21 protein-coding genes are annotated in these 22,298 nt (G+C 67.7%); 13 read left to right on the plus strand and 8 right to left on the minus strand.

Annotated features, from left to right (window positions below; all coding sequences use genetic code 11):
- The first annotated feature begins 12 nt into the window (after window positions 1–12).
- Window positions 13–1,686 carry an ABC transporter permease gene (locus C7411_RS15890; RefSeq protein WP_110385213.1) on the plus strand — a complete coding sequence of 558 codons (1,674 nt, stop codon included), beginning with the start codon at window positions 13–15 and terminating at the stop codon, window positions 1,684–1,686.
- A 15-nt stretch (window positions 1,687–1,701) separates the two neighbouring features.
- Window positions 1,702–2,751, plus strand: coding sequence for an ABC transporter ATP-binding protein (locus C7411_RS15895; protein ID WP_110385214.1), 1,050 nt, complete (start codon window positions 1,702–1,704; stop codon window positions 2,749–2,751).
- On the opposite strand, the gene C7411_RS15900 is transcribed toward C7411_RS15895, so the two are convergent.
- Complete coding sequence (locus tag C7411_RS15900) at window positions 2,739–3,608, minus strand: LysR family transcriptional regulator (RefSeq protein WP_042265108.1); 870 nt, start codon at window positions 3,606–3,608, stop codon at window positions 2,739–2,741. The two genes, C7411_RS15895 and C7411_RS15900, sit on opposite strands and share 13 nt — an antisense overlap.
- Before the next feature lie 128 nt (window positions 3,609–3,736).
- Between C7411_RS15900 and C7411_RS15905 the strand changes: the two genes are divergently transcribed.
- The gene (locus C7411_RS15905; protein WP_110385215.1) at window positions 3,737–4,663 is read left to right on the plus strand and encodes a DMT family transporter; all 927 of its coding nucleotides are present in this window, start codon (window positions 3,737–3,739) and stop codon (window positions 4,661–4,663) included.
- Window positions 4,664–4,683: 20 nt separating this feature from the next.
- Here the strand turns inward: C7411_RS15905 and C7411_RS15910 are convergent, their stop codons facing one another.
- Window positions 4,684–5,985, minus strand: a complete 1,302-nt coding sequence (locus tag C7411_RS15910; protein WP_110385216.1) for an MFS transporter — start codon at window positions 5,983–5,985, stop codon at window positions 4,684–4,686.
- Window positions 5,986–6,202: 217 nt separating this feature from the next.
- Here C7411_RS15910 and C7411_RS15915 point away from each other — a divergent pair, with 217 nt between their 5' ends.
- Genes C7411_RS15915 through mdcH form a run of 8 tightly spaced genes read left to right on the plus strand, consistent with a single transcriptional unit; the run spans window position 6,203 to window position 13,205 of the window.
- On the plus strand, window positions 6,203–6,994 hold the full coding sequence (locus C7411_RS15915; RefSeq protein WP_110385217.1) for a GntR family transcriptional regulator: 792 nt from the start codon (window positions 6,203–6,205) through the stop codon (window positions 6,992–6,994).
- The gene (mdcA, locus tag C7411_RS15920) at window positions 6,978–8,651 is read left to right on the plus strand and encodes a malonate decarboxylase subunit alpha (protein WP_110385218.1); all 1,674 of its coding nucleotides are present in this window, start codon (window positions 6,978–6,980) and stop codon (window positions 8,649–8,651) included. The genes C7411_RS15915 and mdcA overlap by 17 nt, the downstream gene beginning before the upstream one ends.
- Before the next feature lie 5 nt (window positions 8,652–8,656).
- Window positions 8,657–9,613, plus strand: coding sequence for a triphosphoribosyl-dephospho-CoA synthase (locus C7411_RS15925; RefSeq protein WP_110385219.1), 957 nt, complete (start codon window positions 8,657–8,659; stop codon window positions 9,611–9,613).
- Window positions 9,601–9,903 carry a malonate decarboxylase subunit delta gene (locus C7411_RS15930; protein WP_042265098.1) on the plus strand — a complete coding sequence of 101 codons (303 nt, stop codon included), beginning with the start codon at window positions 9,601–9,603 and terminating at the stop codon, window positions 9,901–9,903. The genes C7411_RS15925 and C7411_RS15930 overlap by 13 nt, the downstream gene beginning before the upstream one ends.
- Window positions 9,900–10,781: a biotin-independent malonate decarboxylase subunit beta gene (locus C7411_RS15935; RefSeq protein WP_110385220.1), complete on the plus strand. Its 882-nt coding sequence runs from the start codon at window positions 9,900–9,902 to the stop codon at window positions 10,779–10,781. Before C7411_RS15930 ends, C7411_RS15935 begins: the two co-directional genes overlap by 4 nt.
- Complete coding sequence (gene mdcE, locus C7411_RS15940; RefSeq protein WP_110385221.1) at window positions 10,778–11,593, plus strand: biotin-independent malonate decarboxylase subunit gamma; 816 nt, start codon at window positions 10,778–10,780, stop codon at window positions 11,591–11,593. Before C7411_RS15935 ends, mdcE begins: the two co-directional genes overlap by 4 nt.
- Window positions 11,593–12,270, plus strand: coding sequence for a malonate decarboxylase holo-ACP synthase (locus C7411_RS15945; RefSeq protein WP_110385257.1), 678 nt, complete (start codon window positions 11,593–11,595; stop codon window positions 12,268–12,270). Before mdcE ends, C7411_RS15945 begins: the two co-directional genes overlap by 1 nt.
- The gene (mdcH, locus tag C7411_RS15950) at window positions 12,267–13,205 is read left to right on the plus strand and encodes a malonate decarboxylase subunit epsilon (RefSeq protein ID WP_110385222.1); all 939 of its coding nucleotides are present in this window, start codon (window positions 12,267–12,269) and stop codon (window positions 13,203–13,205) included. The genes C7411_RS15945 and mdcH overlap by 4 nt, the downstream gene beginning before the upstream one ends.
- Window positions 13,206–13,342: 137 nt before the next feature.
- Here mdcH and C7411_RS15955 read toward each other — a convergent pair whose 3' ends face one another.
- A complete protein-coding gene (locus C7411_RS15955; RefSeq protein WP_110385223.1) occupies window positions 13,343–13,939 on the minus strand; it encodes an alpha-ketoglutarate-dependent dioxygenase AlkB family protein in 597 nt (198 codons plus the stop codon).
- A 171-nt stretch (window positions 13,940–14,110) separates the two neighbouring features.
- A complete protein-coding gene (locus C7411_RS15960; protein WP_042265088.1) occupies window positions 14,111–14,446 on the minus strand; it encodes a hypothetical protein in 336 nt (111 codons plus the stop codon).
- 446 nt (window positions 14,447–14,892) lie between these two features.
- Between C7411_RS15960 and C7411_RS15965 the strand changes: the two genes are divergently transcribed.
- Window positions 14,893–16,050, plus strand: a complete 1,158-nt coding sequence (locus C7411_RS15965; RefSeq protein ID WP_110385224.1) for a metallophosphoesterase — start codon at window positions 14,893–14,895, stop codon at window positions 16,048–16,050.
- Between the two features lie 103 nt (window positions 16,051–16,153).
- The gene (locus C7411_RS15970) at window positions 16,154–17,245 is read left to right on the plus strand and encodes an AI-2E family transporter (RefSeq protein ID WP_110385225.1); all 1,092 of its coding nucleotides are present in this window, start codon (window positions 16,154–16,156) and stop codon (window positions 17,243–17,245) included.
- Between the two features lie 30 nt (window positions 17,246–17,275).
- On the opposite strand, the gene C7411_RS15975 is transcribed toward C7411_RS15970, so the two are convergent.
- The 4 genes from C7411_RS15975 to C7411_RS15990 all read right to left on the minus strand — a co-directional run bounded on the left by C7411_RS15975 (window position 17,276) and on the right by C7411_RS15990 (window position 22,294).
- The gene (locus tag C7411_RS15975) at window positions 17,276–18,715 is read right to left on the minus strand and encodes a heavy metal sensor histidine kinase (RefSeq protein WP_110385226.1); all 1,440 of its coding nucleotides are present in this window, start codon (window positions 18,713–18,715) and stop codon (window positions 17,276–17,278) included.
- Entirely contained in the window at window positions 18,712–19,401 is a 690-nt protein-coding gene (locus tag C7411_RS15980; RefSeq protein WP_042265081.1) for a heavy metal response regulator transcription factor, read from the minus strand. Before C7411_RS15980 ends, C7411_RS15975 begins: the two co-directional genes overlap by 4 nt.
- A 119-nt stretch (window positions 19,402–19,520) precedes the next feature.
- Window positions 19,521–21,044: an efflux transporter outer membrane subunit gene (locus C7411_RS15985; protein WP_243413183.1), complete on the minus strand. Its 1,524-nt coding sequence runs from the start codon at window positions 21,042–21,044 to the stop codon at window positions 19,521–19,523.
- Between the two features lie 2 nt (window positions 21,045–21,046).
- The gene (locus tag C7411_RS15990) at window positions 21,047–22,294 is read right to left on the minus strand and encodes an efflux RND transporter periplasmic adaptor subunit (protein ID WP_110385227.1); all 1,248 of its coding nucleotides are present in this window, start codon (window positions 22,292–22,294) and stop codon (window positions 21,047–21,049) included.
- Between the last annotated feature and the right edge of the window lie 4 nt (window positions 22,295–22,298).

Below are 22,298 nucleotides of genomic sequence, written 5' to 3' on the forward strand. Positions count from 1 at the left end.
CGAAGCAAGATCGTGAGTGAAGCCGTTACTGCGGCGCAGGCCGTGCCGAAGTCTTCTCAAGCGGATGTCGCTGGGGTGCCGCCCCAACGCACGCGGCGGCGTGCGCCTCGCGCGCTTTTCGCCGCCGCCGCGCTCGGCCCGCTGCTGGTGCTGCTGCCGCTCGCTCTGACGTTCTGGCGCGCGCTATCCTTTGGTCTCGCCGACGCCGCCGAGCTGATCTTCCGGCCGCTGGTAGGCGAGCTGCTCGTCAACACGCTTTCGATCACCGTTTCGGCCACGCTCGCTTGCGCGGCGCTTGGCACTGCGGTGGCCTGGCTCGTCGAGCGCACCGACGTGCCGGGGCGGCGCGCCTGGGCGCTCCTCGCCGCCGCGCCGCTCGCCATGCCCGCGTTTGTCACGAGCTACGCGTGGGTCTCCCTGAGCCTCGATTTGCAGGACTTTCTCGGCGCGTTCATTGTCATCACGACGGCCTATTTCCCGCTCGTCTACCTGCCCGTGGCCGCCGCGCTGCGCGGCCTCGACCCCGCGCTGGAAGAATCGGCGCGCGCGCTCGGCTGCAACCGCTGGGCCGTTTTCGTACGCGTCGTGCTGCCGCAATTGCGGCCCGCGCTGTTCGGCTCGATGCTGCTCGTCGCGCTCGGCGTGCTCTCCGAATTCGGCGCATTTACGCTGCTGCGCTTTCGCACGTTCACCACCGAGATCTATGCGGAGTACCGCACGAGCTTCGACGGCGGGGGCGCCTCGCTGCTGGCCTGCGTGCTGATCCTGCTCTGCCTCGTGTGTCTCGTGCTCGAGTTTCGCGTGCGTGGACGTTCGCGCTATGAGCGCGTGGATCGCGGCGCGCGCCGCGCGAGCGCGCGACATGCGCTCGGCCGCTGGCGCTGGCCCGTCGCGGCGGGTTTCGTCGCGCTCAATGTGGCGACGCTCGGCGTGCCGCTCGCGATGATCGGCTACTGGCTCACGCAGCCCGGCGCGGCAGCGATCACGCCCGCCGATGTCTCGCCTGAGTTGCTGGTTTCAACCACCTTCGCCTCGCTGCGCCTCGGCCTCACCGCCGCGTTTTTCACCGTACTGCTCGCGCTGCCGCTCGCGTACCTGCTTGCGCGCTATCCCGGCCGCGCCGCCACCTTTCTCGAACGCACGGCCTTCATCGCGCAGGGCGTGCCCAGTCTCGTCATCGCGCTGGCCATCGTCTCGCTCGCGGTGCGCGCGCTCGAACCGCTCTACCAGGGCACCACCCTGCTGATTACGGCGTACGCGATCCTCTGTCTGCCCCTTGCGCTCGTCAGCGTGCGCGCGGCGCTCATGCAAGCGCAGCAGCGCCTCGAAGAGACGGCGCGCGCGCTCGGCCTGGGATGGTTTGCAACGCTGCGCCGCGTCGTGCTGCCGCTCGCGGGTCCCGGCCTCGGCGCCGCGGCCTCGATGGTGTTCATCTCGGTGGTCACCGAACTGAACGCCACGCTGCTGCTCGCGCCGATCGGCACACACACGCTCGCCACGCAGGTCTGGACCGATACCTCGACCCTCGCATTCGCGGCCGCCGCGCCCTATGCCGCGCTGCTCACCGCGCTTTCGCTCGCCGCTTCCGGCCTGCTGTTCGCGTTTGCCGGCCGTTCCGCGCTCCCGGGCCATGCGACGGTCAACGTGCCGGTCGATACGATCAACGCGCCGCCCGACGACGCCTGAGCCTCACTGAGTCCCATGAGCACACTTCGCATTTCCGGCCTCCAGAAGGCCTTCGACGGCCATCCGGTCCTGCACGGCATCGATCTTTCCGTGCGCTCGGGCTCGCTCGTCGCACTGCTCGGACCTTCGGGCAGCGGCAAGACCACGCTGCTGCGCGTGTTGTGCGGCTTCGAGCGCGCCGACGCCGGCACGATCGAGATCGACGGCCGCCGCGTCGCAGGCGACCGGCTGCATCTGCCGACCGAGCAGCGTCATATCGGCTACGTGCCGCAAGAAGGCGCGCTCTTTCCGCACCTCACTGTCGCCGAGAACATCGTGTTCGGCCTGCCGCGTGCGCAGCGGCGCGCGCGCCATCGCGTGGCCGAATTGCTCGAACTCGTCGGTCTTCCGCAATCCTATGCGTCGCGCGCGCCGCAACAACTCTCGGGTGGCCAGCAGCAACGCGTGGCGCTTGCCCGCGCGCTCGCGCCCTCACCCGGCCTCGTGATGCTCGACGAGCCGTTCTCGTCGCTCGACGCCGCGCTGCGCATCGAAACGCGCGAAGCCGTGGCGCGCGCGCTGGCCGCCGCAGGCGCGACCGCCGTGCTCGTCACGCACGACCAGGCCGAGGCGCTTTCGCTCGGCCACGAGGTCGCCGTGCTGTGGCGAGGCAAGCTGTTGCAGAGCGGGCCGCCGCAAACGCTCTATCGCCGCCCGGCCACGCGCGAACTCGCGGCCTTCATCGGCGAGGCGGTGCTGCTGCCGGGTAACGTCGCCAACGGGCGAGCGCATTGCGTGCTCGGCGCGCTGCCGATCCAGCAAGACCAGCATGCGCAAGAAGGCGCCGTGGACGTGATGCTGCGCCCTGAGCAGATCGACGTGCTGCCCGAATCCGCGCAATCCGGCGGCGCGCTGGAAGCCGTGGTGCGCGCCGTCACCTTCCAGGGTCAGGACGCCGCGCTCACGCTGCAGCTGATCGATGCGCACGCAACGGTCCGCGCGCGCGTGCCAGGCTATCGCACGCCTCGCGAAGGCGAGCGCGTGCGGCTTGCGGTGGGCGGCGAAGTGAGCGTCTACCCGCGCTGACGCGGCACCGAAAGGTCCTGCACCATCTGCTGCGCGAGATAATCGCAAGTCGGCCGGTTCGACTTGACGCTGCGCGCCACCACGATTTCCAGCGGCTCGATCTTCGGCAGGCCCTGCGCCTCGCCGAGGATCGCGAAGCGCGCCGGCACGCTGCAACGCGTGAGCGCGACGATCGCAATGCCCGCCTCCACCGTCGCCGTCAAACCCATCAAACTCGCGCTGCTATACGCGGCGCGGTAGCGGATGTGCGCGCCGTCGAGCGCCGCCACGGTATGCGCGCGCGCCACGCTGCCATGCTCGTAGAGCCCCACCGGCAGCGGCGACATGGCCAGCGGCGCGGGGTCGGTGGCGGACCCGACCCAGACCATCTCCTCGGCGCGCACGAACTCGCCGCGCATCTTGCGGTCGCGCGTGACGAACGCGATATCGATCTTGTTGTCCGCCAGCATCGGCCCAAGCGCGACGCTCTGCGCGCAGACGATCTCGATCTCCACGTGCGGGTAGAGAGTCGAAAAACGCCGCAACACCGGCGAAAGCAGCGACGCCATATAGTCGTCGGGCGCGCCGAGCACCACGCGCCCCGTCACCTCGGGCCGCACGAGCGCGGCCCACGCCTCCTCCTGCAGGTCGAGCGCGCGCCGCGCATATTCGAGCAGCGTGTTGCCGGGGCGCGTGAGCGCGAGATTGCGCGTGTCGCGCGTGAATAGCGTGGTGCCGAGCATCTGCTCGAGCCGCTTGATCTGCATGCTCACGGCCGCCTGCGATCGATGCACGGCCACAGCGCCCTTCGTGAAGCTGCCCGCATCCGCCACGGCGGCGAAGGTGCGCAGCAAATCGATATCGAATTCGGGGTTCATATGCGGCCGGGGAAACGATTTATAAGCTGCGTTGATGGAATTCTTCAATTTAATTCGTTTGCCCGCGCTCCGCAACTGGCGAATACTGAGCCTGTCTCCAACCCGCTTTCGATTCCCCCGCTCCGGCCATGCAACCCGAACATCACGGCAACCGCCAGCAAGGCGTCCTCATGCTCGCGGGCGGCGGCCTCCTGATGGGCACGATCGGCGTGTTCGTCGAGGAGGCGCGCCTCGGCGCCCTCACGCTCGTATTCTTCCGCTGCTTTTTCGGCATGCTCGCGCTCGCCGGGTACTGCGCATACAAAGGCTGGCTCTCGCCGCGGCAGTTCACGCGCCGCACGCTCGCGCTCGCGGTGATTTCAGGTGTGCTGATGGTCACGCAGTGGGTCGCTTTCTTCGACGCGATCCATCGCACGAGCATTGCCGTTTCGACGGTCGTGTTCCATGTGCAGCCGTTCTGGGTCGTGCTGATGGGCGCGGCGCTCTTTCACGAGCGGCTCGGCGCCGACCGGCTGGGCTGGATCGGCATTGCGTTCGTGGGGCTCGTGCTTGCTTCCGGCGTGCTCGTGGAGACCCACGTGGCCGATCGCACGAGCTACATGATCGGCATTGGCGAGTCGCTGGGCGGCTCGGTGCTCTATGCGAGCGTCACGCTGATCGCCAAGAGCCTGCGCAACTTTCGCCCGCATCTGCTCACGCTTACGCAATGTGTGGTGGGTTCCGTGTGCCTGCCGCTCATCGCGCCGCTTTTTGCGCCGCTCGAACTCGCGCATATTTCCGCCACGCAGTGGGGATGGCTAGTCGGCATGGGGGTGTTGCACACCGGGCTTTCTTACGTGCTGATCTATGGCGCGCTGCCGATGTTGACGACACCCGTGATCGCCGTGCTGCTGTTCGTGTATCCGCTCACCGCGATCGCCGTCGACGCGATCGTCTACGGTCGTGCGCTGAGCGTGCCCCAGCTTGCGGGCATGGCGCTGATCGTGGCGGCGAGCCTCGGGGTCAATCTCGGCTGGCGCCTGCTGCCGCCGAGGCTCGTGAAGGCGCGGCGCTAACCGACGCGCCGCATAGGGGGTCAGGAGGGCAGCGTTTGACCCTTCGTTTCCGGCGCGAACGGAATGATCAGGAGCCCGAGCACGAAGGCCAGCGCCGTGAGCGCGACCGGCACGCCGAGCGTGTGCATATGCAGCACGGCCGCGCCCAGCAGGAAGTTCACGCCCGCGCCCACGAAGCGGCCAAACGACGTGCAGAACGCGAACGCCGTCGCGCGTACACGCGTTTCGAACTGTTCGGGCAGCCAGAGGCTGAACAGCGCGAAGTTGCCGCCAAAGAAGCCCAGCACGAAGAGCAGCGCGATGAACGGCACGAGTCCGTTCTCCAGGTAGAACGCCCAGCCGAAGCTCGCCGCGATCGTCACGGCCATGCCCGCGAAATAGACGGCGAGCGTCCACTTGCGGCCGATGCGCTCGGCCATGGGCGGCAGTGCGAGGCACCCAAGAATCGTGCCGATCGACAGGATGCCCGTGGCGATGGAAGCGGTGCGGATCGCCTCGGCCTTGTTCGCGCCCGCCTTCGTCGCCAGCTGGATCACCGCGGACGGCTCATAAACCGCGCCTGCCCACAACCCGATGATCGCGATCGTCAGCAACGCGCACGCAACCACGGTACGCAGGCGATACACGTCGCCGAAGATTTCACGCAGCGGGCTGCCGCGATGCACGTGGCTCGCCTCCGACTTCTGCCACTTGGCCGGTTCCTCCACGCGCGTGAGCACGAGAATGGCCACCACCACCGGCAACGCACCCGTGAGGAACATGGCGCGCCAGCCGAAGTGCACGCCGACCGTGTAGTTGAGCGCGGCCGCAATGAAGAAGCCCGCGTAATACCCGGTCTGCAGGTAGCCCGCGCCCATCTTGCGGCGGTCTTCGGGCCAGGATTCGGCCACGTAAGTGCCCGCGAGCGCCCACTCGCCGCCGATCCCCACGCCCGCCAGAAAGCGGTAGATGCCGAGCGACCACACGCTCTGCGCGGTGGCCGAAAGCCCCGTGAAGATCGCAAACATGAAGATGGTGCCGGCCAGCACGCGCGTGCGGCCGAAGCGGTCTGCGAGCGGCCCCCAGATGAACGACAGCCCCCAGCCCACGAGGAAGAGCGCGAACAGGATCGAGCCGGCAAGCCCGACGTTCGCCGCGCTCGCCTCGTAGCCCGAACGCGGCAACAGTTCCGTGAGCGCGGGCGTGAGCACGAGTGCGTAGATGAACGAGTCCATCCCGTCGAGCGTCCAGCCGGCCCAGGCGCCCCAGAAACCGGCGATCTGCGACCGGTTGAGCGGTGTCTTGGTGCGAGTTCGCCGCGCGGACTCGGTGATCGAATTCATGATGCTCCTCTCTCCTTTGATGCCTCGCCAGCCCGCGCAGCACGATGCGCACGCACGCCGCGAAACGCGGAAATGCAGGCCGCGGCAATGCCGGCCCTCTTCAGGAACTCCCTGTCAGCCCCCGTTCTTCTTACCCGTCTATAGTGAAACCGGTGTTGCTGTGTTGCGGGTTTTCGAGGCTTTCGCCTTGGTCGTTTTATATATAATATTTGATCTCATGAGCGACGCAACGAATGGTTTTCCCCTGGAAGGCGCTGCTGCGCCCCGCACCAGCACCTCGCGCATGATCGCCGACGCCCTGCGCAGCGCGATCGTCGAGGGCAAGCTCGCGCCCGACGCGCCGTTGCGCCAGGACGCGATCGCGCGGCATTTTTCGGTTAGTGCGATCCCCGTGCGCGAGGCGCTGCGCCAGCTCGCGAGCGAGGGCTGGGCGAAGATCGAGGTCAACAAGGGCGCGAGCGTGGCCTCGCTCTCCGCGGACGAGGCGCGCGAAATCTATGAAATCCGCTCCGCGCTCGAAAGCCTCGCGCTCGGCCTCGCCATTCCGAATCACACGGGCGCCACGCTGCGCGACGTGAGCGCGCTGGCCGCCGCCGCGAAGCGCGAGCGCGATCCGTCGCTCTATGTCGCGCGCAACGAGGCCTTTCATATGAGCCTCTACGCGCCCGCCGGCCGCCCGCAGCTGATGGAGATGCTCACCGCGCTGCATCGTCGCGGCGAACGTTATCTGCGCCTGAAATTCGGCTTTCCCGAATACAAGGGCGAATCCGATAGCGAGCACACCGAAATTCTCGCCGCCGTCAAGCGCGGCGACGTGCCCGCCGCGCAAAAGCTCGTGGCCGAGCACCTGCTCGGCACGGGCGAACTCATCTACCGTTTCCTGACCGAGCGCGCCGCGCTGCCCGCGGCGGCAACCTCAGCGCCGTCTTCGGCACACACTGCCGCCGCGAAGCCGCGCGCCGCCTCTTCCCGCTCACGGAGCCGAACTGCCGATGAAGCCTCAAGCTGATACGCCAACCTCGCCCGACCTCGCGCCGCGTTCGTGGACCACGCGCCGCGACGAGAAGGCCCGCCGCCTCGCCGCCGTTTCGGGCTGGCTCGAAGACGGCGTCCTGCCCGCCTCGCGCATGACCGATGCGCTCGAACTGCTGATCCGCCCGGGCGACCGCGTCGCGCTCGAAGGCGACAACCAGAAGCAGGCCGACTTCCTCTCGCGCGCGCTCGCCAAGGCCGATCCGGCCAAGGTCAACAACGTTCATCTGCTGATTTCGAGCATCAGCCGCCCCGAGCACCTCACGCTATTCGAGCGCGGCATTGCGCACCGCGTGGACTTCGCGTTCGCGGGGCCGCAGAGCCTGCGCGTCGCGCAACTGCTCGAAGACGGGCAGCTCGAAGTGGGCGCGATCCATACCTATGTCGAGCTGTACGCGCGCATGTTTGTCGACCTGATTCCCCAGGTCGCGCTGCTGTGCGCCGAAAAAGCCGACCGCCACGGCAATCTCTACACCGGCCCGAACACCGAAGACACCCCGACCATCGCCGAAGCCGCTGCGTTCAGCCAGGGCATCGTGATCGTTCAGGTTAACGAAATTGTCGATGAACTGCCGCGCGTGGACATTCCCGGTTCCTGGGTCGACGTGGTCGTGCAGGCCGACCGGCCGTTCGCGGTCGAGCCGCTGTTTACGCGCGATCCGCGCCACATCGGCGACTTGCAGGTGCTCACCGCGATGATGGTCATCAAGGGCATTTACGCGCCCTATGGCATCGCCGCGCTCAATCACGGTATTGGTTTCGACACCGCCGCGATCGAGTTGCTGCTGCCCACGTACGGTGAGTCGCTCGGCCTGAAAGGCAAGATCTGCCGCAACTGGACGCTCAATCCGCACCCCACGCTCATTCCCGCCATCGAATCGGGCTGGGTGGAAAGCGTGCATTGCTTCGGCAGCGAAGTGGGCATGGAAGCCTATATCGCCGCGCGGCCCGATGTGTTCTTTACCGGCAGCGACGGCAGCCTGCGCTCGAACCGCGTGCTGTGCCAACTCGCGGGGCAATATGCCGTGGATCTCTTCATCGGCTCGACGCTGCAGATCGACGCGGACGCGAATTCGTCCACCGTCACGCGCGGCCGGCTCGCGGGCTTTGGCGGCGCGCCGAACATGGGCCACGATCCGCGCGGCCGGCGCCATGCGAGCGAAGCCTGGCTCAAGCTGCTCAAGGATAACGGCCCCGTTTCGCGCGGCCACAAGCTCGTGGTGCAACTGGCGGAAACGTGGAAGAAAGGCGGCGAGCCGACTTTCGTCGACGAACTCGACGCCATCGCCGTGGGCCAGAAAAGCGGCATGCCCGTCGCGCCCGTGATGATCTACGGCGACGACGTGAGCCATGTCGTGACCGAAGAGGGCATTGCGCACCTGCATCGCGCGGAGGGCATCGACGAGCGCCGCGCCGCGCTCGCGGCCGTGGCGGGGGTGACGCCCATCGGCCTGCGCGCGCAGCAGCAGAAAACCGACGAACTGCGCCGGCGCGGCATCGTGCAGTTCCCCGAGGATCTCGGCATCTTGCGCGGCGAGGCCAAGCGCTCGCTGCTCGCGGCGCGCAGCATCGACGATCTGGTGACGTGGTCGGGTGGGCTTTATACGCCGCCCGCCCGTTTCCGCAGCTGGTAAGCGCGATGCGTACGCTTGCTCTTACGGCGCTTGCCGAGGGCTCGGCGGGTCTCGCGCGGCGTGCCGCGTACGCCGGCGACGCGCGGCTCGCCTCCTCCGACGCGCAGCTCGCCCGCTTCGCCCGCGACGCGCTGATCGAAGAGGCGCGCCTCACGCCCAAGCCCGCGCTCGTGGACGCGCGCGGTAGTGGCGCGCACGACGATCTCGATCTGGCGACGATGCTGCGTTCGGCGCACGCGCTCGAACCCACGTTCGCAGCGCTCGCGCGCGCTTCGCGCGGGGCCGCGCCCGGCACGGCGCTGCGCACCGATCTCGCGCGCATCGGCCGCGCCGGCGAAGCCGCCATGATGCGCGCGACGCAAGGCAGCAACGCGCATCGCGGCGCGATCTGGATTGTCGGGCTGCTGGTGGCGGGCGCAGCGATCGTGCATACACCGCAAGGCAGCGACAGCGAGTGTGTGCACGCGGCGCACATCTGCGAAACGGCCGCGCAGATCGCGCGCTTCGACGACCTGCTCGCGCAGCCCGCGCAGAGCAACGGCGAGCGCGTGCGTCAGCGCTACCACGTAGGCGGCGCGCGCAGCGAAGCGCAAGAAAGCTTTCCGCACGTCGTGCGCGTGGGCCTGCCCGCCCTGCACGCCGCACGCGCGCAAGGCCGCGAAGAAGCCCACGCGCGCGTGGACGCCCTGCTCGCGATCATGGCCTCGCTCGACGACACCTGCGTGCTGCATCGCGCGGGGCTCGCCGGGCGCGAGGCCGCGCAAACGGGCGCGCAGCGCGTGCGCGACGCTGGCGGCCTCGCCACGCAAGCCGGCCGCGCCGCGTTCGACGCGCTCGAACGCGGCCTGCTCGCACTCAACGCATCGCCGGGTGGCGCGGCCGATCTGCTCGCCGCGACGCTTTTCATCGACAGACTGCTTCAGCACCGCATGGGCGGGAGGACGGTTTCATGGAACAACTGACATTCGACTATCCGGCGCAGCGCGCCGTGACGACGCGCGCCCACGTGGGCGTGGTGGGCTCGGGCGATCTCGAAGTGCTGCTGCAGCCCGCGAGCGACATGCAGGCGCGCGTGGTCGTGCATACGAGCGTGGACGGCTATAGCCACATCTGGAAGAGCGTGCTCGACCGTTTCTTCACGCGCTACGACGGCGCGGCGCTCATCGAGATCAACGACTTCGGCGCCACGCCCGGCGTGGTGGCGCTGCGGCTTGCGGAAGCCGTGGAAGCCGCGCAGGAGGCGCAGTCATGAGCAGCACGAATCCCCTGATGCCGGCCACGCTGCTGCGCGAGAGCTTCATCGAATTGAGCGCGCGCGAACGCGCGGCCGCCGTGCTGGACGCGGGCACGTTCCGCGAGCTTCTCGGGCCGTTCGACCGTATCGAATCGCCGTGGCTGCCGTTGCAGGGCATCGTCTGCCAGGCCGACGACGGTGCCGTGATCGCACGCGGCACCATCGACGGCGAGCCCGCCGTCGTCGCCGCGATCGAATCGGCCTTCCAGGGCGGCAGCATCGGCGAAGTGTCGGGCAGCAAGATCGCCGCCGCACTCGAGCTGGCGCTCGCCGACTGCGAGCGCGGCAAGATCGTGCGGCCCGTCATCCTGTTCGAGACCGGTGGCGTGCGCTTGCAGGAGGCCAATCTCGGCCTCGCCGTGATTGCGGAGATCCAGTCGGCCATCGTCGCGTTGCGCGCGCACGTGAACGTGGTCGGCGTGATCGCGGGCATGGTGGGCTGTTTTGGCGGCATGTCGCTCGCGGCCGCCCTGTGTTCGACGCTCGTGATGACGAAGCAGGGCCGCCTCGGCATGAACGGTCCGGAGGTGATCGAGCAGGAAGCCGGCATCGAGGAACTCGATTCGAGCGACCGCCGCCACGTGTGGCAATTGATCGGCGGCGAGCAGCGCGCGCGGACAGGTTTCGCCGATGCGCTCGTCGAAGACGCCGTGGACGACGTGCGCGCTGCCGTGCGCGCAGCGTTTGCACAAGGCGCGCCGCACACGCCGCGCTCGGCGGATGTGGATGCCACACTCGCGAAACTCGCGCAGATCGATCCCGCGAGCGTCACCCCTGAAACGATGCGTGCGGTCTTCACCGCTTCGCCCCTGAACCCGAGCGGAGAAAACGCATGAACGACACGACGACGAGCCGGGGCTCACGCTGGCTGCGCGCCCTCGCGGGCGCGGACATGCAGGGCGCGTGTGTGCAATACGCCGATGCGCCGCTCGGCAACGAAACCGCGCGCTTCATCACCGTCGCCCCCGATCCCGCGAACCGCTTTCCACGCGCGCGAGAGAACGTGGTGGGCCTCGAACAAGGCTGGCGTCTCGCGAAGGCCGTGCGCGAAGCGATGACCGAAGACGCCGCGAGCGGCATGCGCCGCCCCATCATCGCGATCGTGGATGTGAAGAGCCAGGCTTACGGCTATCGGGAGGAGATGCTCGGCATTCACCTCGCCTGCGCCTCGGCCGTGGACGCCTACGCAAGCGCGCGCCTCGCGGGGCATCCCGTCGTGGCGCTGATCGTCGGGCCCGCCATGTCGGGCGCGTTTCTCGCGCACGGCTATCAGGCCAATCGCATCGTCGCGCTCGACGCGCCCGGCACCATGGTCCACGCCATGGGCAAGGAAGCGGCGGCGCGCGTCACGCGGCGCAGCGTCGAGGACCTCGACGAGCTGGGCGAAAAGATCGTGCCGATGTCGTATTCGATGGCATCGTTCGCGAAGCTCGGTCTCCTCGACGAGTTGATCGAGGGCGTCGATGCGGACGCGCCGGGCGAAGCGCAGATCGCACGCGTGCGCGACGTGCTCGCACAGAAGGTGCGGGAAGCACGCGGCGACAGGAGCGGGCTTGCGCATCGACTGCGGGGTGAATCGGCGCAGCGTACGCGCGCGGCGTCGATCGAGGTGCGCAAGCGCCTCGCGCAACAGTGGGACGCCAGCTGATGCACGTGTGCGCCGCCCTGCCGTTCGCTGTCGATGCGCCGCGCGTGGACGATGCGCGCTGGCGCGCGCACGACCTGCTTCGCATCGCGCACCATACACCATCGGGCGACGAACCGGACTGGGTACGCGCAGCGCTTGCCCGCGCGCCCTGGGTGGTCGTGCGGCGCACGCGCGCGGCGGCGGGCTTCGTGGCGGTAGGCGTGCGCGGCAGCGTTCGCCCGGAGCGTTTCGGTACATGGCTCCATACTGAGGACATCGAATCATCCTTCGCTCCGGAGGATTTGCCCGGAGTCGAGCCGCTTCGCACACGGCGCGCACTGCCCGCGTTCATCGCGCTCGCCGCCCTGCGCACAAGCGCTGCGCCGCTGCGCAATTACGTTTGGGGCCCGACGGGCAGCGCCGGCTTCGAACTCGCTACCGGCGTTCCCACACTCACGGCATCGAGCGATCTCGACATCCTGATTCGCCTGCCGCAGCGCGTCTCACGCGCGGCCATCGACGCGCTGGCGCAAACGCTCGCGCAAGCCGCCAGCCGCTGCGGCACACGCATCGATGCACAACTCGAAACGCCCGCAGGCGGCGTCGCGCTCGCCGAGCTCGCGGCGCACAAGCCGCGCGTGCTGGCGCGCGCGTCCAGCGGCGCGCAACTCGTCGCCGACCCGTGGCAAGCGGCATGACGCTCGCCCTGCTCTTTCCAGGCCAGGGCGCGCAAAGCGCTGGCTTCCTCCACAAGCTGCCGCAGCACGACGCCGTGCGGGCGACGCTCGACGAGGCGTCGGCGGCACTCGGCTTCGACGTCCTCACGCTCGACAGCGACGGCGCCTTGCGCTCCACGGTTGCCGTGCAGATCGGCCTCACGGTCGCGGGCGTCGCCGTGGCGCGCGCGCTTGCGCACGAAGGACTCGCGCCGCAATTCAGCGCAGGGCTTTCCGTGGGCGCTTATGCGGCTGCGGTAAGCTGCGAGGCTCTCGCGTTTGGCGACGCGCTGCACATGGTGCGCAAACGCGCCGAGCTGATGGAAAACGCGTGGCCCTCGGGCTATGGCCTCACGGCCGTCGCGGGGCTGACCGAGACGCAGGTGGAAACGATCGCCGATGCGCATGCACGCGAAGGCGGCGAGCGAGTGTACGTGGCGAACGTCAACGCGCCGCGCCAGATCGTCCTGGCCGGCGCCGACAGCGCGCTCGAAGCCTTCGCGGCCCGCGCGCTCGCCGCGGGTGCGCGCAAGGCGCAACGGCTCGCCGTGGCTGTTCCTTCGCATTGCGAACTATTGTCCGACGCCGCCGAAATGCTCACCGAGTGGGCACGCGACATACCACTTCGCGCGCCGCGCGGCGTCTATATCGACAATCGCGGCGGCAGGCCGCTCTACAGCGCCGACGCCATCCGTGCCGATCTCGCCACCAACATGCGCTACACGGTGCGCTGGTACGACGCGCTCACGGTCGTGATCGAGTCGGGCGCGAGCGTGCTGGTCGAAGCGCCGCCCGGCCAGGTGCTCACGGACATCGCGCGCGAGCACTATCCCGAGGTGACCGCGCTCGCGGGCTCGGGTTTGCCGCTGGAGCGCCTCGTCGCGATCGTGCGGCGCCGGCTCGGCGCGGACGCCTGATTGCTGCGCGCCAATGGCGACTTGGCGTTTATGCGCATAAATTCTTATTTGATTTTTAGCGCAAAGTGACTCCCGCGCGCGCGGCAAGCGAATCGAAGATCGGTGATTTATCGTCGATTTGGTAGCGATCTTGCCGCCTATTTCCGCAAAACCGGCGTTATCACACGAAACGTGAGATTCACGCGCTCGCCGCTCACCGCAGGCTCCTTCGGCACGCGATGCCGCCATTGCGCCTGGGTCTTTCCCCGCATCACGAGCAGGCTGCCGCTCGTCAGCCGAAAAGAACGCACCACGCCCGTCGCGTTGTGGCGCAAGTCGAAGCGCCGCGTCGCACCGAGGCTCAGCGAGGCGATCACCGGCTCGGAGCCGAGTTCGGGTTCGTGATCCGCGTGCCAGCCCATGCTGTCCGCGCCCGTGCGGTAGCGGTTGAGCAGCACGCTGTTGAAGCGCACGCCGCAAAGCGTCGAGATGGCGTCACGCAGCGCGGCGACCTGACTGCTCCACGGCTGCGGAATGTTTCGGATGCCTGAATAGACGTACACCGCGCCTTCGTCGCCCTGCCAGGCCGTGAGGCGCGGCTGGTCCACCCAGCCGCCGGGCGTGCGAATGCGTTCCTGGCGCCAGTCGGCCTCGGCGATGATGCGCGCAAGCGCCTCGGCGGCCGCCTCTGGCGCGAGCCACGACGGATGCCAGGCCACGTCTGGGGCAGGCGTATCGTCGAAAAGATCGAACATCGGGAATGCTTCTATCGAGCGGGAAAACACGCAGTTTCGCACGGCGCGGACCCGGCCGCCTCGCGTCCTCGCGTCCTCGCGTCCTCGCGTCCTCGCGTCCTCGCGTCCTCGCGTCCTCGCGTCCTCGCGTCCCGCAGGATAGCGAATCAATCGAAACTGCAGACAAACGAATCAGGTGAGCAGCGCGATGTAGAACACCGCCGCGCCGATGAGCGCGCCGACGAAGCAGAAGCCTTCGGCGGGTTCGTCGGTGGTGCGGGATCGCAGCCAGGCACCCAGCACGCCGAACATGCCCGCAATACCGAGCGCGACGAACACCATCACGACGTCGAATAACGCGCTTCGGCCAATTTCGAGAATATCGATGTGCTTGACCGCGATATACAGCGCGATGGCCATGATCGAGAGAACGACCATCGGCAGCATGACATGGCTGCCCTCGTACCCGACGTGACGACCATGCAAACCCTCATGCAGTCCATGCGCGACCGGCCGGATTCCTTTCATGATCGTCTCCCCCAGAGCGCCCGAAACCGCACGGGCCTCATTTCGAGCATAGTCCATCGCAGGGGCCGATTCAATGGACGTTTAATAGCGTGCGCCCGGCCCCACGAGAACATAGTGCGACGAACAGGATCGCGCTGGCAATCCAGGGAAATGCCGCACCGCCACACGCCTAGCCTGTCAAGCATCGAGGCCTATGCATACACGCATGCATGTATGTCCATGCGTAATCATGCATAATCGCCAGGCTCTTTCATGCCGCATTGCAGCATGCGCATCCGGAAACCGCCGCTGCCGAACGGCACGAAGTCTGCTGCGCCGGTAAAATGCAGCGCAGCCTACCTGTCCTGACCCGTCCACCGGTCGGCTTCGACGGTTGGGTTTTGCTGCGGCGCGCCGTACCCGGCGCGCCAGCCCACGCCGGTCCGCTCCCATCCGTTTGCGCCGCCATGCCCCGACTCTCGTTTCTTGTCCGCTTCATTGCCATCGGCGTGCTCCTGCATGCTTATGTCGGCTTTCGCCTGATTCCCGACCTGCCGGTGCCCGCCGCCGGCAAATGGCTCGCCGTGCTGTGGCTCGTCCTCTCGGTGCTGTTCATTCCGCCCGGCATGCTCGCACGGAGCTTCAGGCGCCAGCCGCTCGGCGACCGCCTCGCCTGGATCGGCATGCTCGCCATGGGCTTCTTCTCGTCGCTGCTGATGCTGACCGTCGCGCGCGACATCGCACTCGCCTCGGCCATGACCGTGGAGGCGCTGTGGCCCAAGGCCATCGATCTCGCCGGCTGGCGCACCGTGAGCGCCGCCGCGGTGATCGTGCTCGCGTTTCTCTCCTCCGGGTTCGGCTTCTTCAACGCCCGGCGGCGCGCGCGCGTGCGCAACGTCGAGGTGCCGATTCGCGGTCTGCCCGCGGCGCTCGACGGCTTCACCATCGTGCAACTGAGCGACATCCACGTCGGGCCGACGATCAAGCACGGTTACGTCGATGCCATCGTGCGCGCCGTGAACCAGCTCGATGCCGACGTGGTCGCCATCACGGGCGACGTGGTGGACGGCAGCGTGGCGCATCTCGCCGACCATACCGCGCCGCTCGGCAAGCTCAACGCGCATCACGGCGTGTATCTCGTGACCGGCAACCACGAGTACTACTCGGGCGCGGACGCCTGGATTGCCGAGTTCCGCCGCATCGGCCTCACGGTGCTGATGAACCAGCATGTGGTGATCGAGCGCGGCGGCGCGCGCCTCGTGCTGGCCGGCGTGACCGACTACACGGGCGGCCAGTTCGATCCCGCGCACCGCAGCGATCCGGCGCAAGCGCTGCGCGGCGCGCCCGCCGACGTCAACACGCGCGTCCTGCTCGCGCACCAGCCGCGCACGGCCCACGCCGCCCTCGACGCGGGCTTCACGCTGCAACTCTCCGGCCACACGCATGGCGGCCAGATCTTCCCGTGGAATTTTCTCGTGCGGCTGCAGCAGCCGTTCACGGCGGGCCTCGAAAAGCTCGGCAGCCTGTGGGTCTACACGAGCCGCGGCACGGGCTACTGGGGGCCGCCCAAGCGCCTTGGCGCGCCTTCGGAAATCACGCGCGTGCGGCTGGTGGGCACACGGTAACCCACCGGGCGCGCCGCGCCCGACGGCCCGCGCCGCCTTGCCGGTATCATCGGACGGTGCCGCCGATTGTCCGTCCCGCCGCTTTAACTGGAATTCATCGCACATGGAAGGCAACAAGCACCTTCACCAGACATCGTTCTATTTGCTGCTGTTCGCGGTGTCCATTGCGCTTTGCTTCATCCTCGCGCCGTTCTTCAGCACGGTGCTCTGGGGCGCCATACTCGCATTGATCTTCCAGCCCGTGCAGCGCCGGCTCGTCGCGCGCCTCGGGCGGCGGCGCAACGTTGCCGCGCTCATTACGCTCACCATCTGCCTCGTCATCGTGATCTTTCCGCTCACGCTGGTGACGGCCACGCTGGTGCAGCAGGTCGCCTTAGCGTATCAGCAGGTGCGCAGCGGCAGCCTCGACTTCGGCGCGTACTTCACGCAGATCGTCCATGCCATGCCCGAGTCGATTCAGAACCTGCTCGCGCGCTACGACCTCATGGATCTTCCGGGACTGCAGCAGCGCCTTTCGGCGGGCGCCGCGCAGATCAGCCAGTTCGTCGCTACGCGTGCGCTCTCCTTCGGGCAGAACACGCTGCAATTCCTGGTGAGCTTCGGCGTGATGCTCTATCTGTTCTTCTTCCTCGTGCGCGACGGCCGCGAAATTTCGCGGCTCGTGCGCGACGCCATTCCGCTCGACGAGCAGCACAAGCTGCATCTCATGCGCAAGTTCACGACAGTGATCCGTGCAACGGTGAAGGGCAACGTGGCGGTGGCGGTCGTGCAGGGCAGCCTGGGCGGCATCGCGCTCTGGGTGCTCGGCATTCAGGGCGCGCTGCTGTGGGGCTTCGTGATGATGCTGCTCTCGCTGTTGCCAGCCGTGGGTGCGGCGCTGGTGTGGGGGCCCATTGCGATCTACTTCCTCTCGACGGGCGCGGTGGCGAAGGGCGTCGGGCTGATCGTCTTCGGCTCCGTCGTGATCGGCACCGTGGACAACGTGCTGCGCCCCGTGCTCGTGGGCAAGGACACGCGGCTGCCCGACTGGGTCGTGCTGATCTCGACGCTCGGCGGCATTTCGCTCATCGGCATCAACGGCTTCGTGATCGGGCCGCTCGTCGCTGCGCTGTTCATCAGTTGCTGGGACTTGCTGCGCAAGGACCAGCACAACATCGAAAACGAAAGCGCGCCCGTGGAAGACGAGCCCGTGTAAGCGCCGCTTCAGGGCTGCCTGATGGCTGCATCAGGGCGATACGTGCAGCGGCAAGCCGGCGCGGCCCTGGCGTGCGATACCGGCAATGGGCGCTTCGGGCGCGTCGGCGCCGTCCACGGCCACCGAAAACCCGAACGTGTTGACGCCGTCCGCACTGCGCACGAACACCGTGCCGCCGTGCATTTCCGCGACGGCCTTGACGATCGAGAGTCCGAGTCCGTGGTTTTCGTGGCTGTTCGAGCGCGCCTCCTGGAGGCGGTAGAAGCGGTCGAAGATGTGCTCGCGCGTCACCGGATCGAGCGGCTCGCCGGGATTCGAAACGGCAATCTCGACGTGACCGTTCTGCGGCGCGACCGTGGCGCGCAGCGTCGTGCCGGGCTGCGAATGCTGGATCGCGTTGACGAACAGGTTGCTCATAGCGCGGCCGATCAGCGACGTATTCACCCATGCGCGCGCATCGCCTTGCACTTGCACGCGCAGCTGCGCCTCTTCGAGCGGCATTTCCAGAAAATCGAGCATGCGTTCGATCTCCGAGCGCAACGACACTTCCGCGAGGTCCGTCGCGCGTTCGCCGCGATCGCTGCGCGAGAGGAACAGCATGTCGTTCACGATCACGCGCAATCGTTCGAATTCCTCAAGATTCGACTGCAGTGTCTGTTGCAGCTGTTCGACCGAACGGTCACGCGTAAGCGCCACCTGGGTCTGGCCGATCAGGATGCTCACCGGTGTGCGCAGCTCGTGCGCCACGTCGGCGTTGAACGATTCGAGGCGCTCGTAGGCCTTGTCGAGACGCTCCAGCGCGCCGTTGAACGACGTGGCGAGTTCGTGCAGCTCCTCGGGCAGTTCGTCCGCGTGCAGACGCTGGCGCCGGTTCGACGGGCTCAACTGCGAGGCCTCGCGCGAGAGGCGCGTGAGCGGCGCAAGTCCGAAGCGCGTCACCGCGCGGCTCAGCAGCGCGACCGCGATGGTGGAAAGCGCGATCAGCACGCCGAGCGCAATGCCGAAGCGCCGCAGCATGCCTTCGGTGCGCACGCAGTCGCTGCCGACCACGAGTTTCACCTGGGGGCGGTCACCGCTCGCGGGCACGATGAAGGTCGTCGTAATGATGTCGTAGCTGCAGCCGGGCGGGCGCACGAGCACATGATTCGGGCCCACATCGCCGGTGACCTTGCCGACGATGGGCGTACCGAAACGAAAGCGCGGATCCGGGCCTTCGACGTAGTAATGCATGCGGCTATCCGCTGGCGAGAGATCGCGCAGCTTTTCCTGCACGAAGGCCCACTTCTGCACGTCCGGTGCATGCGAAACGATCAGGCTCGCAATGCGCGCGCGCGTGTCGAGCGTTTCGCGCAACTCGTTGAAGAGCTGACGCTGCATCAGGAAGAAGAGGCCCGCACCCGTGAGCGTGAACACGATGAGCGACACCGCTGCGAACATCGCCGAAAGCCGCAGCGAGATCGAGCGTTTCATGACGTCTGGCCTCCTTCCTCGCGCACTTCGAGCACGTAGCCCATGCCGCGTATGGTGTGCAGCAGTTTCGCCGCGTGCGGGCCGTCGAGCTTGGCCCGCAGCCGCTTGATCGCCGTTTCCACCACGTTCGCGTTGCTTTCGAAATTCACGTCCCAGACCAGCTCGGTGATGAGCGTCTTGGAGAGAATCTCGCCGCGCCGCCGCGCGAGCACCGAAAGCAGCTGGAACTCCTTCGCCGTGAGATCGAGGCGCACGCCGTCGCGCGTCGCGCGGCGGCTGATGAGGTCCACCTGCAGATCGCCCACCGATATCAGCGTGGATTCCTGCGTGCGTGCGCGCCGCGTGAGCGCGCGCAGCCGCTCGACGAGTTCGAGGAACGAGAACGGCTTGGTGAGATAGTCGTCGGCGCCGTCGCGCAGGCCGTGCACGCGGTCGTCCACGCGGTCGCGCGCCGTCAGCATGATGACCGGCGTGTCCTTCTTCGTGCGCACGGCGCGCAGCACGCCGAAGCCGTCGAGCTTCGGCAGCATGACGTCGAGCACGATCACGTCGAAGTCGTATTCCGTGGCCATCCAGGCGCCTTCCTCGCCGTCCATGGCGACGTCCACGACCCAGCCCTGCTCCGTGAGCCCGCTGCGCAAGTAGTCCACGACCTTGCGCTCGTCTTCGATTACCAGTACTTTCATGCCCGCCCTCCTCTTCGCGCGCTGCCCTGGCGGTGCCGGCCGACGGATTCGCGACCGCCGTTGCGCGCTTTTATCTACCCTGGTGTGGGCTCGCTCAAGCCCTCTTGTATGCCCCGCTTTCAGCCCTTGCCTGCGGCCTGGCTTCCGCCCTCGGCCTTCGGCACTTCGCGGCACGTGCCCGCGCCGCATGCCATCTCGCGATCGCCGGCGCTCCAGCCGCCGCCCAGCGCCTTCGCGAGAAAAACCACCGTGGCGACCTGCTGGCCGTGAATCTGCACTTCCTGGCGCTCGCTGGCGAGCAACTGCTGCTCCGCATTGAGCACGTCGATGAACGCGACGAGCCCGCCCTGATAGCGGTCGTTGGCGAGATCGAAGGCCTTGCGTGCGTCGTCCACGGCCGCCTGGCCGTCGCTCGAAGCGCGTTCCAGCACCGAAAGGCCCGTTACCGCATTTTGCACCTCCTGGAACGCGGTGAGCACGGTCTGACGATAAGACGCCTGCGCCGACTCGTAGCCGGCCTGCGCGAAATCCACGCCCGCCGCGCGCTTGCCGCCGTCGAACAGCACCTCGCTGGCCGTCGCGCCCACCGACCACATCAGGCTCGGCACGGAGAAAAGGCCGCCAAAACGCGTCGATTCCCAGCCGAAAGTGGGCGACAGCGTGATGTCCGGGAAGTACGCGGAGCGCGCCACGCCGATCTGCGCATTGGCCGCGGCCATCGCACGCTCGGCCGAGGCCACGTCGGGCCGCCGCTGCAGCAGCTCGCTCGGCAGCCCGGTGGGAAGCGCCGGCACCGGCAGCGGCGTGACCTTCTGCGCAAGCGTGAATTCGGGCGCGGACTTGCCGACCAGCACGGCAATGGCGTTCTGCTCCTGCTGCCGCTGGTTTTCGAGCAGATGCACCTGGGTTTGCGTTGCCGAGAGCTGGGCTTTTTGCTGCAGCAGCTCCAGACCCGAAACCGCGCCGAGATCGTGCTGCGCGGTCACGAAATCGAGCGCCTTTTGCTGCAGTTGCGCCGAGCGGTTCACCACGTCGATCTCGTTGTCGAGTTCGCGCATGGCGAAATAGTCGGTGGCGAGTTCGGCGGTGAGCACGAGGCGCGCGTTGGCGAGATCGTCGCCGGCCTGCTGCGTCGACGCCTGCGCCGACTCCACCATGCGCCGGATGCGCCCGAACAGATCCAGCTCGTAGCTCACGGTCGCGCCGATGTTGACCTGGTTCTGCACGGTCGACGTGTTGGGCGTCGCGTAGTTCGTGAGCGGCCGGTTCGCGGAAATGCGCTCGCGCGCGAGCCCCGCGTCGAGCCCGACCTGCGGGCTTTGCTGCGACGACACCGAAGCGAGCGTGGCGCGTGCCTGCGCGTAGTGCGCGACGGCCACGCGCAGCGTCTGATTTTCGGCGAGCGCCGCGGTTTCCAGACCGTCGAGCTCGGGGTTGTCGAAGGACTTCCACCATTGCGGATCGAGCGGCGCATGCGAAGGCTGCGCCGCGTGCCAGTACGAATCGGCGGAATCGACGCGCCACGCTGCGGGGCTTTGCGTTTGCGGCGCGCGGTAGTCGGGCCCCACCGTGCAGGCCGCGAGACCGATCGCGCCGAGCGCCGTGAACCAGACTAGCGGCCGTGGCCGCATGTTTCGCTGCATCGTCACGTCGCGCTCCGCCTGGCGGCCTCGCGTGCCGCTTCGGTCTTGTTCGGCGCGACCACGACGACGCTGTCGCCTTCCGCAATCGAATCGCTCGGGTTGAGCACGACGCGATCGGTCGGCGCGAGCCCGCGGCTGATTTCGAGCGTCTGCCCGAGGTCCTGCGCGATTTCCACCGCCTTGAGCCTGACCTTGCCATCCGCATCGACGACCGCGAGACGCGGGCCTTCCGAGCGGAACAGCAGCGTGTTGCCCGGCACCGTGAGCAAGCCCTTCGAATCGGTCTGCAAGGCGGCCTGCACATACGCGCCCGGCAGCAGCTTGCCGTCGCGATTGGGCAGCGAGATTTCGGCCTCCAGCGTGCGCGTGGCCACGTTGATGGCCTGCGCCGTGCGCGTGACGGTGCCGTCGAACGTGACGCCCGGCAATTCCTGCTCGGTCACGCTCACATGCTGGCCAACCGCCACCTGCTGCGCATAGGTCTGCGGCACGTCGAGATAGAGGCGCAGCGGGTCGGACTGCGCAATCGAAAAGAGCGCGTGCCCCGCACCGCCATTGCCCGCGTTCACGAGGTCGCCGATATCGACATTGCGCTGCGTGATGACGCCGGTAATCGGCGCGACGATGCGCTGAAACGATTTCATCTCCGTGAGGCGGCGCACGTTCGCATCGGCGGCGGCAAGATTCGCCTGGCCCGTGTTGAATGCGCCCTGGCGGTCGTCGAGTTCCTGCTGCGAGACCGCATCGCGCTGGCGCAGTTGCTGCGCGCGATCGAACGAGGTCTTCGCGAGCGCGAGCGTCGAGGCGGCCTGATCGCGCTGTGCCTGCGCCTGGGCGAGTTCCTGGTCGATCTCGGGCGTATCGATCTCCGCGAGCAACTGCCCTTGTTGCACGTGCGCGCCGATATCGGCGTACCAGCGCCGTACGTAGCCGTTCGCGCGCGAGTAGATCGGCGCTTCGACATAGCCGCGCAGCGTGCCGGGCAGCACGATGCGGCCGTCCGCGCCCGCCGGCACCGGTTGCACGACGCTCACGTACTGCTTGGCGTTCTGCTTCGTGACATCGGCGAGATGGTGCGCGTTCATGAGGTTCGAGACGATCGTGCGCGTCGCGCCCGCAGCGAGCAGCAGCGCGACCACGATCACCGCGAAGCGTGCGCGCTTGCCGGCCTGGCCGCGCGCCGGCAAGTCCATGCCCTGCTCGCCGCCGACCGTGATGTCGAGAGATGAATGGTGCTGAGGTTCGTTCATGTCT

It is taken from the genome of Paraburkholderia silvatlantica (assembly GCF_003096715.1).
Lineage (GTDB): Bacteria > Pseudomonadota > Gammaproteobacteria > Burkholderiales > Burkholderiaceae > Paraburkholderia > Paraburkholderia silvatlantica.

What these genes read in the sequence shown, in the direction of transcription:
- C7411_RS15895 (WP_110385214.1), top strand. Translation starts at nt 1,702, where the DNA reads ATGAGCACACTTCGCATTTCCGGCCTCCAGAAGGCCTTCGACGGCCAT.
- C7411_RS15900 (WP_042265108.1), bottom strand. Translation starts at nt 3,608, where the DNA reads ATGAACCCCGAATTCGATATCGATTTGCTGCGCACCTTCGCCGCCGTG.
- C7411_RS15905 (WP_110385215.1), top strand. Translation starts at nt 3,737, where the DNA reads ATGCAACCCGAACATCACGGCAACCGCCAGCAAGGCGTCCTCATGCTC.
- C7411_RS15910 (WP_110385216.1), bottom strand. Translation starts at nt 5,985, where the DNA reads ATGAATTCGATCACCGAGTCCGCGCGGCGAACTCGCACCAAGACACCG.
- C7411_RS15915 (WP_110385217.1), top strand. Translation starts at nt 6,203, where the DNA reads ATGAGCGACGCAACGAATGGTTTTCCCCTGGAAGGCGCTGCTGCGCCC.
- mdcA (WP_110385218.1), top strand. Translation starts at nt 6,978, where the DNA reads ATGAAGCCTCAAGCTGATACGCCAACCTCGCCCGACCTCGCGCCGCGT.
- C7411_RS15925 (WP_110385219.1), top strand. Translation starts at nt 8,657, where the DNA reads ATGCGTACGCTTGCTCTTACGGCGCTTGCCGAGGGCTCGGCGGGTCTC.
- C7411_RS15930 (WP_042265098.1), top strand. Translation starts at nt 9,601, where the DNA reads ATGGAACAACTGACATTCGACTATCCGGCGCAGCGCGCCGTGACGACG.
- C7411_RS15935 (WP_110385220.1), top strand. Translation starts at nt 9,900, where the DNA reads ATGAGCAGCACGAATCCCCTGATGCCGGCCACGCTGCTGCGCGAGAGC.
- mdcE (WP_110385221.1), top strand. Translation starts at nt 10,778, where the DNA reads ATGAACGACACGACGACGAGCCGGGGCTCACGCTGGCTGCGCGCCCTC.
- C7411_RS15945 (WP_110385257.1), top strand. Translation starts at nt 11,593, where the DNA reads ATGCACGTGTGCGCCGCCCTGCCGTTCGCTGTCGATGCGCCGCGCGTG.
- mdcH (WP_110385222.1), top strand. Translation starts at nt 12,267, where the DNA reads ATGACGCTCGCCCTGCTCTTTCCAGGCCAGGGCGCGCAAAGCGCTGGC.
- C7411_RS15955 (WP_110385223.1), bottom strand. Translation starts at nt 13,939, where the DNA reads ATGTTCGATCTTTTCGACGATACGCCTGCCCCAGACGTGGCCTGGCAT.
- C7411_RS15960 (WP_042265088.1), bottom strand. Translation starts at nt 14,446, where the DNA reads ATGAAAGGAATCCGGCCGGTCGCGCATGGACTGCATGAGGGTTTGCAT.
- C7411_RS15965 (WP_110385224.1), top strand. Translation starts at nt 14,893, where the DNA reads ATGCCCCGACTCTCGTTTCTTGTCCGCTTCATTGCCATCGGCGTGCTC.
- C7411_RS15970 (WP_110385225.1), top strand. Translation starts at nt 16,154, where the DNA reads ATGGAAGGCAACAAGCACCTTCACCAGACATCGTTCTATTTGCTGCTG.
- C7411_RS15975 (WP_110385226.1), bottom strand. Translation starts at nt 18,715, where the DNA reads ATGAAACGCTCGATCTCGCTGCGGCTTTCGGCGATGTTCGCAGCGGTG.
- C7411_RS15980 (WP_042265081.1), bottom strand. Translation starts at nt 19,401, where the DNA reads ATGAAAGTACTGGTAATCGAAGACGAGCGCAAGGTCGTGGACTACTTG.
- C7411_RS15985 (WP_243413183.1), bottom strand. Translation starts at nt 21,044, where the DNA reads ATGCAGCGAAACATGCGGCCACGGCCGCTAGTCTGGTTCACGGCGCTC.
- C7411_RS15990 (WP_110385227.1), bottom strand. Translation starts at nt 22,294, where the DNA reads ATGAACGAACCTCAGCACCATTCATCTCTCGACATCACGGTCGGCGGC.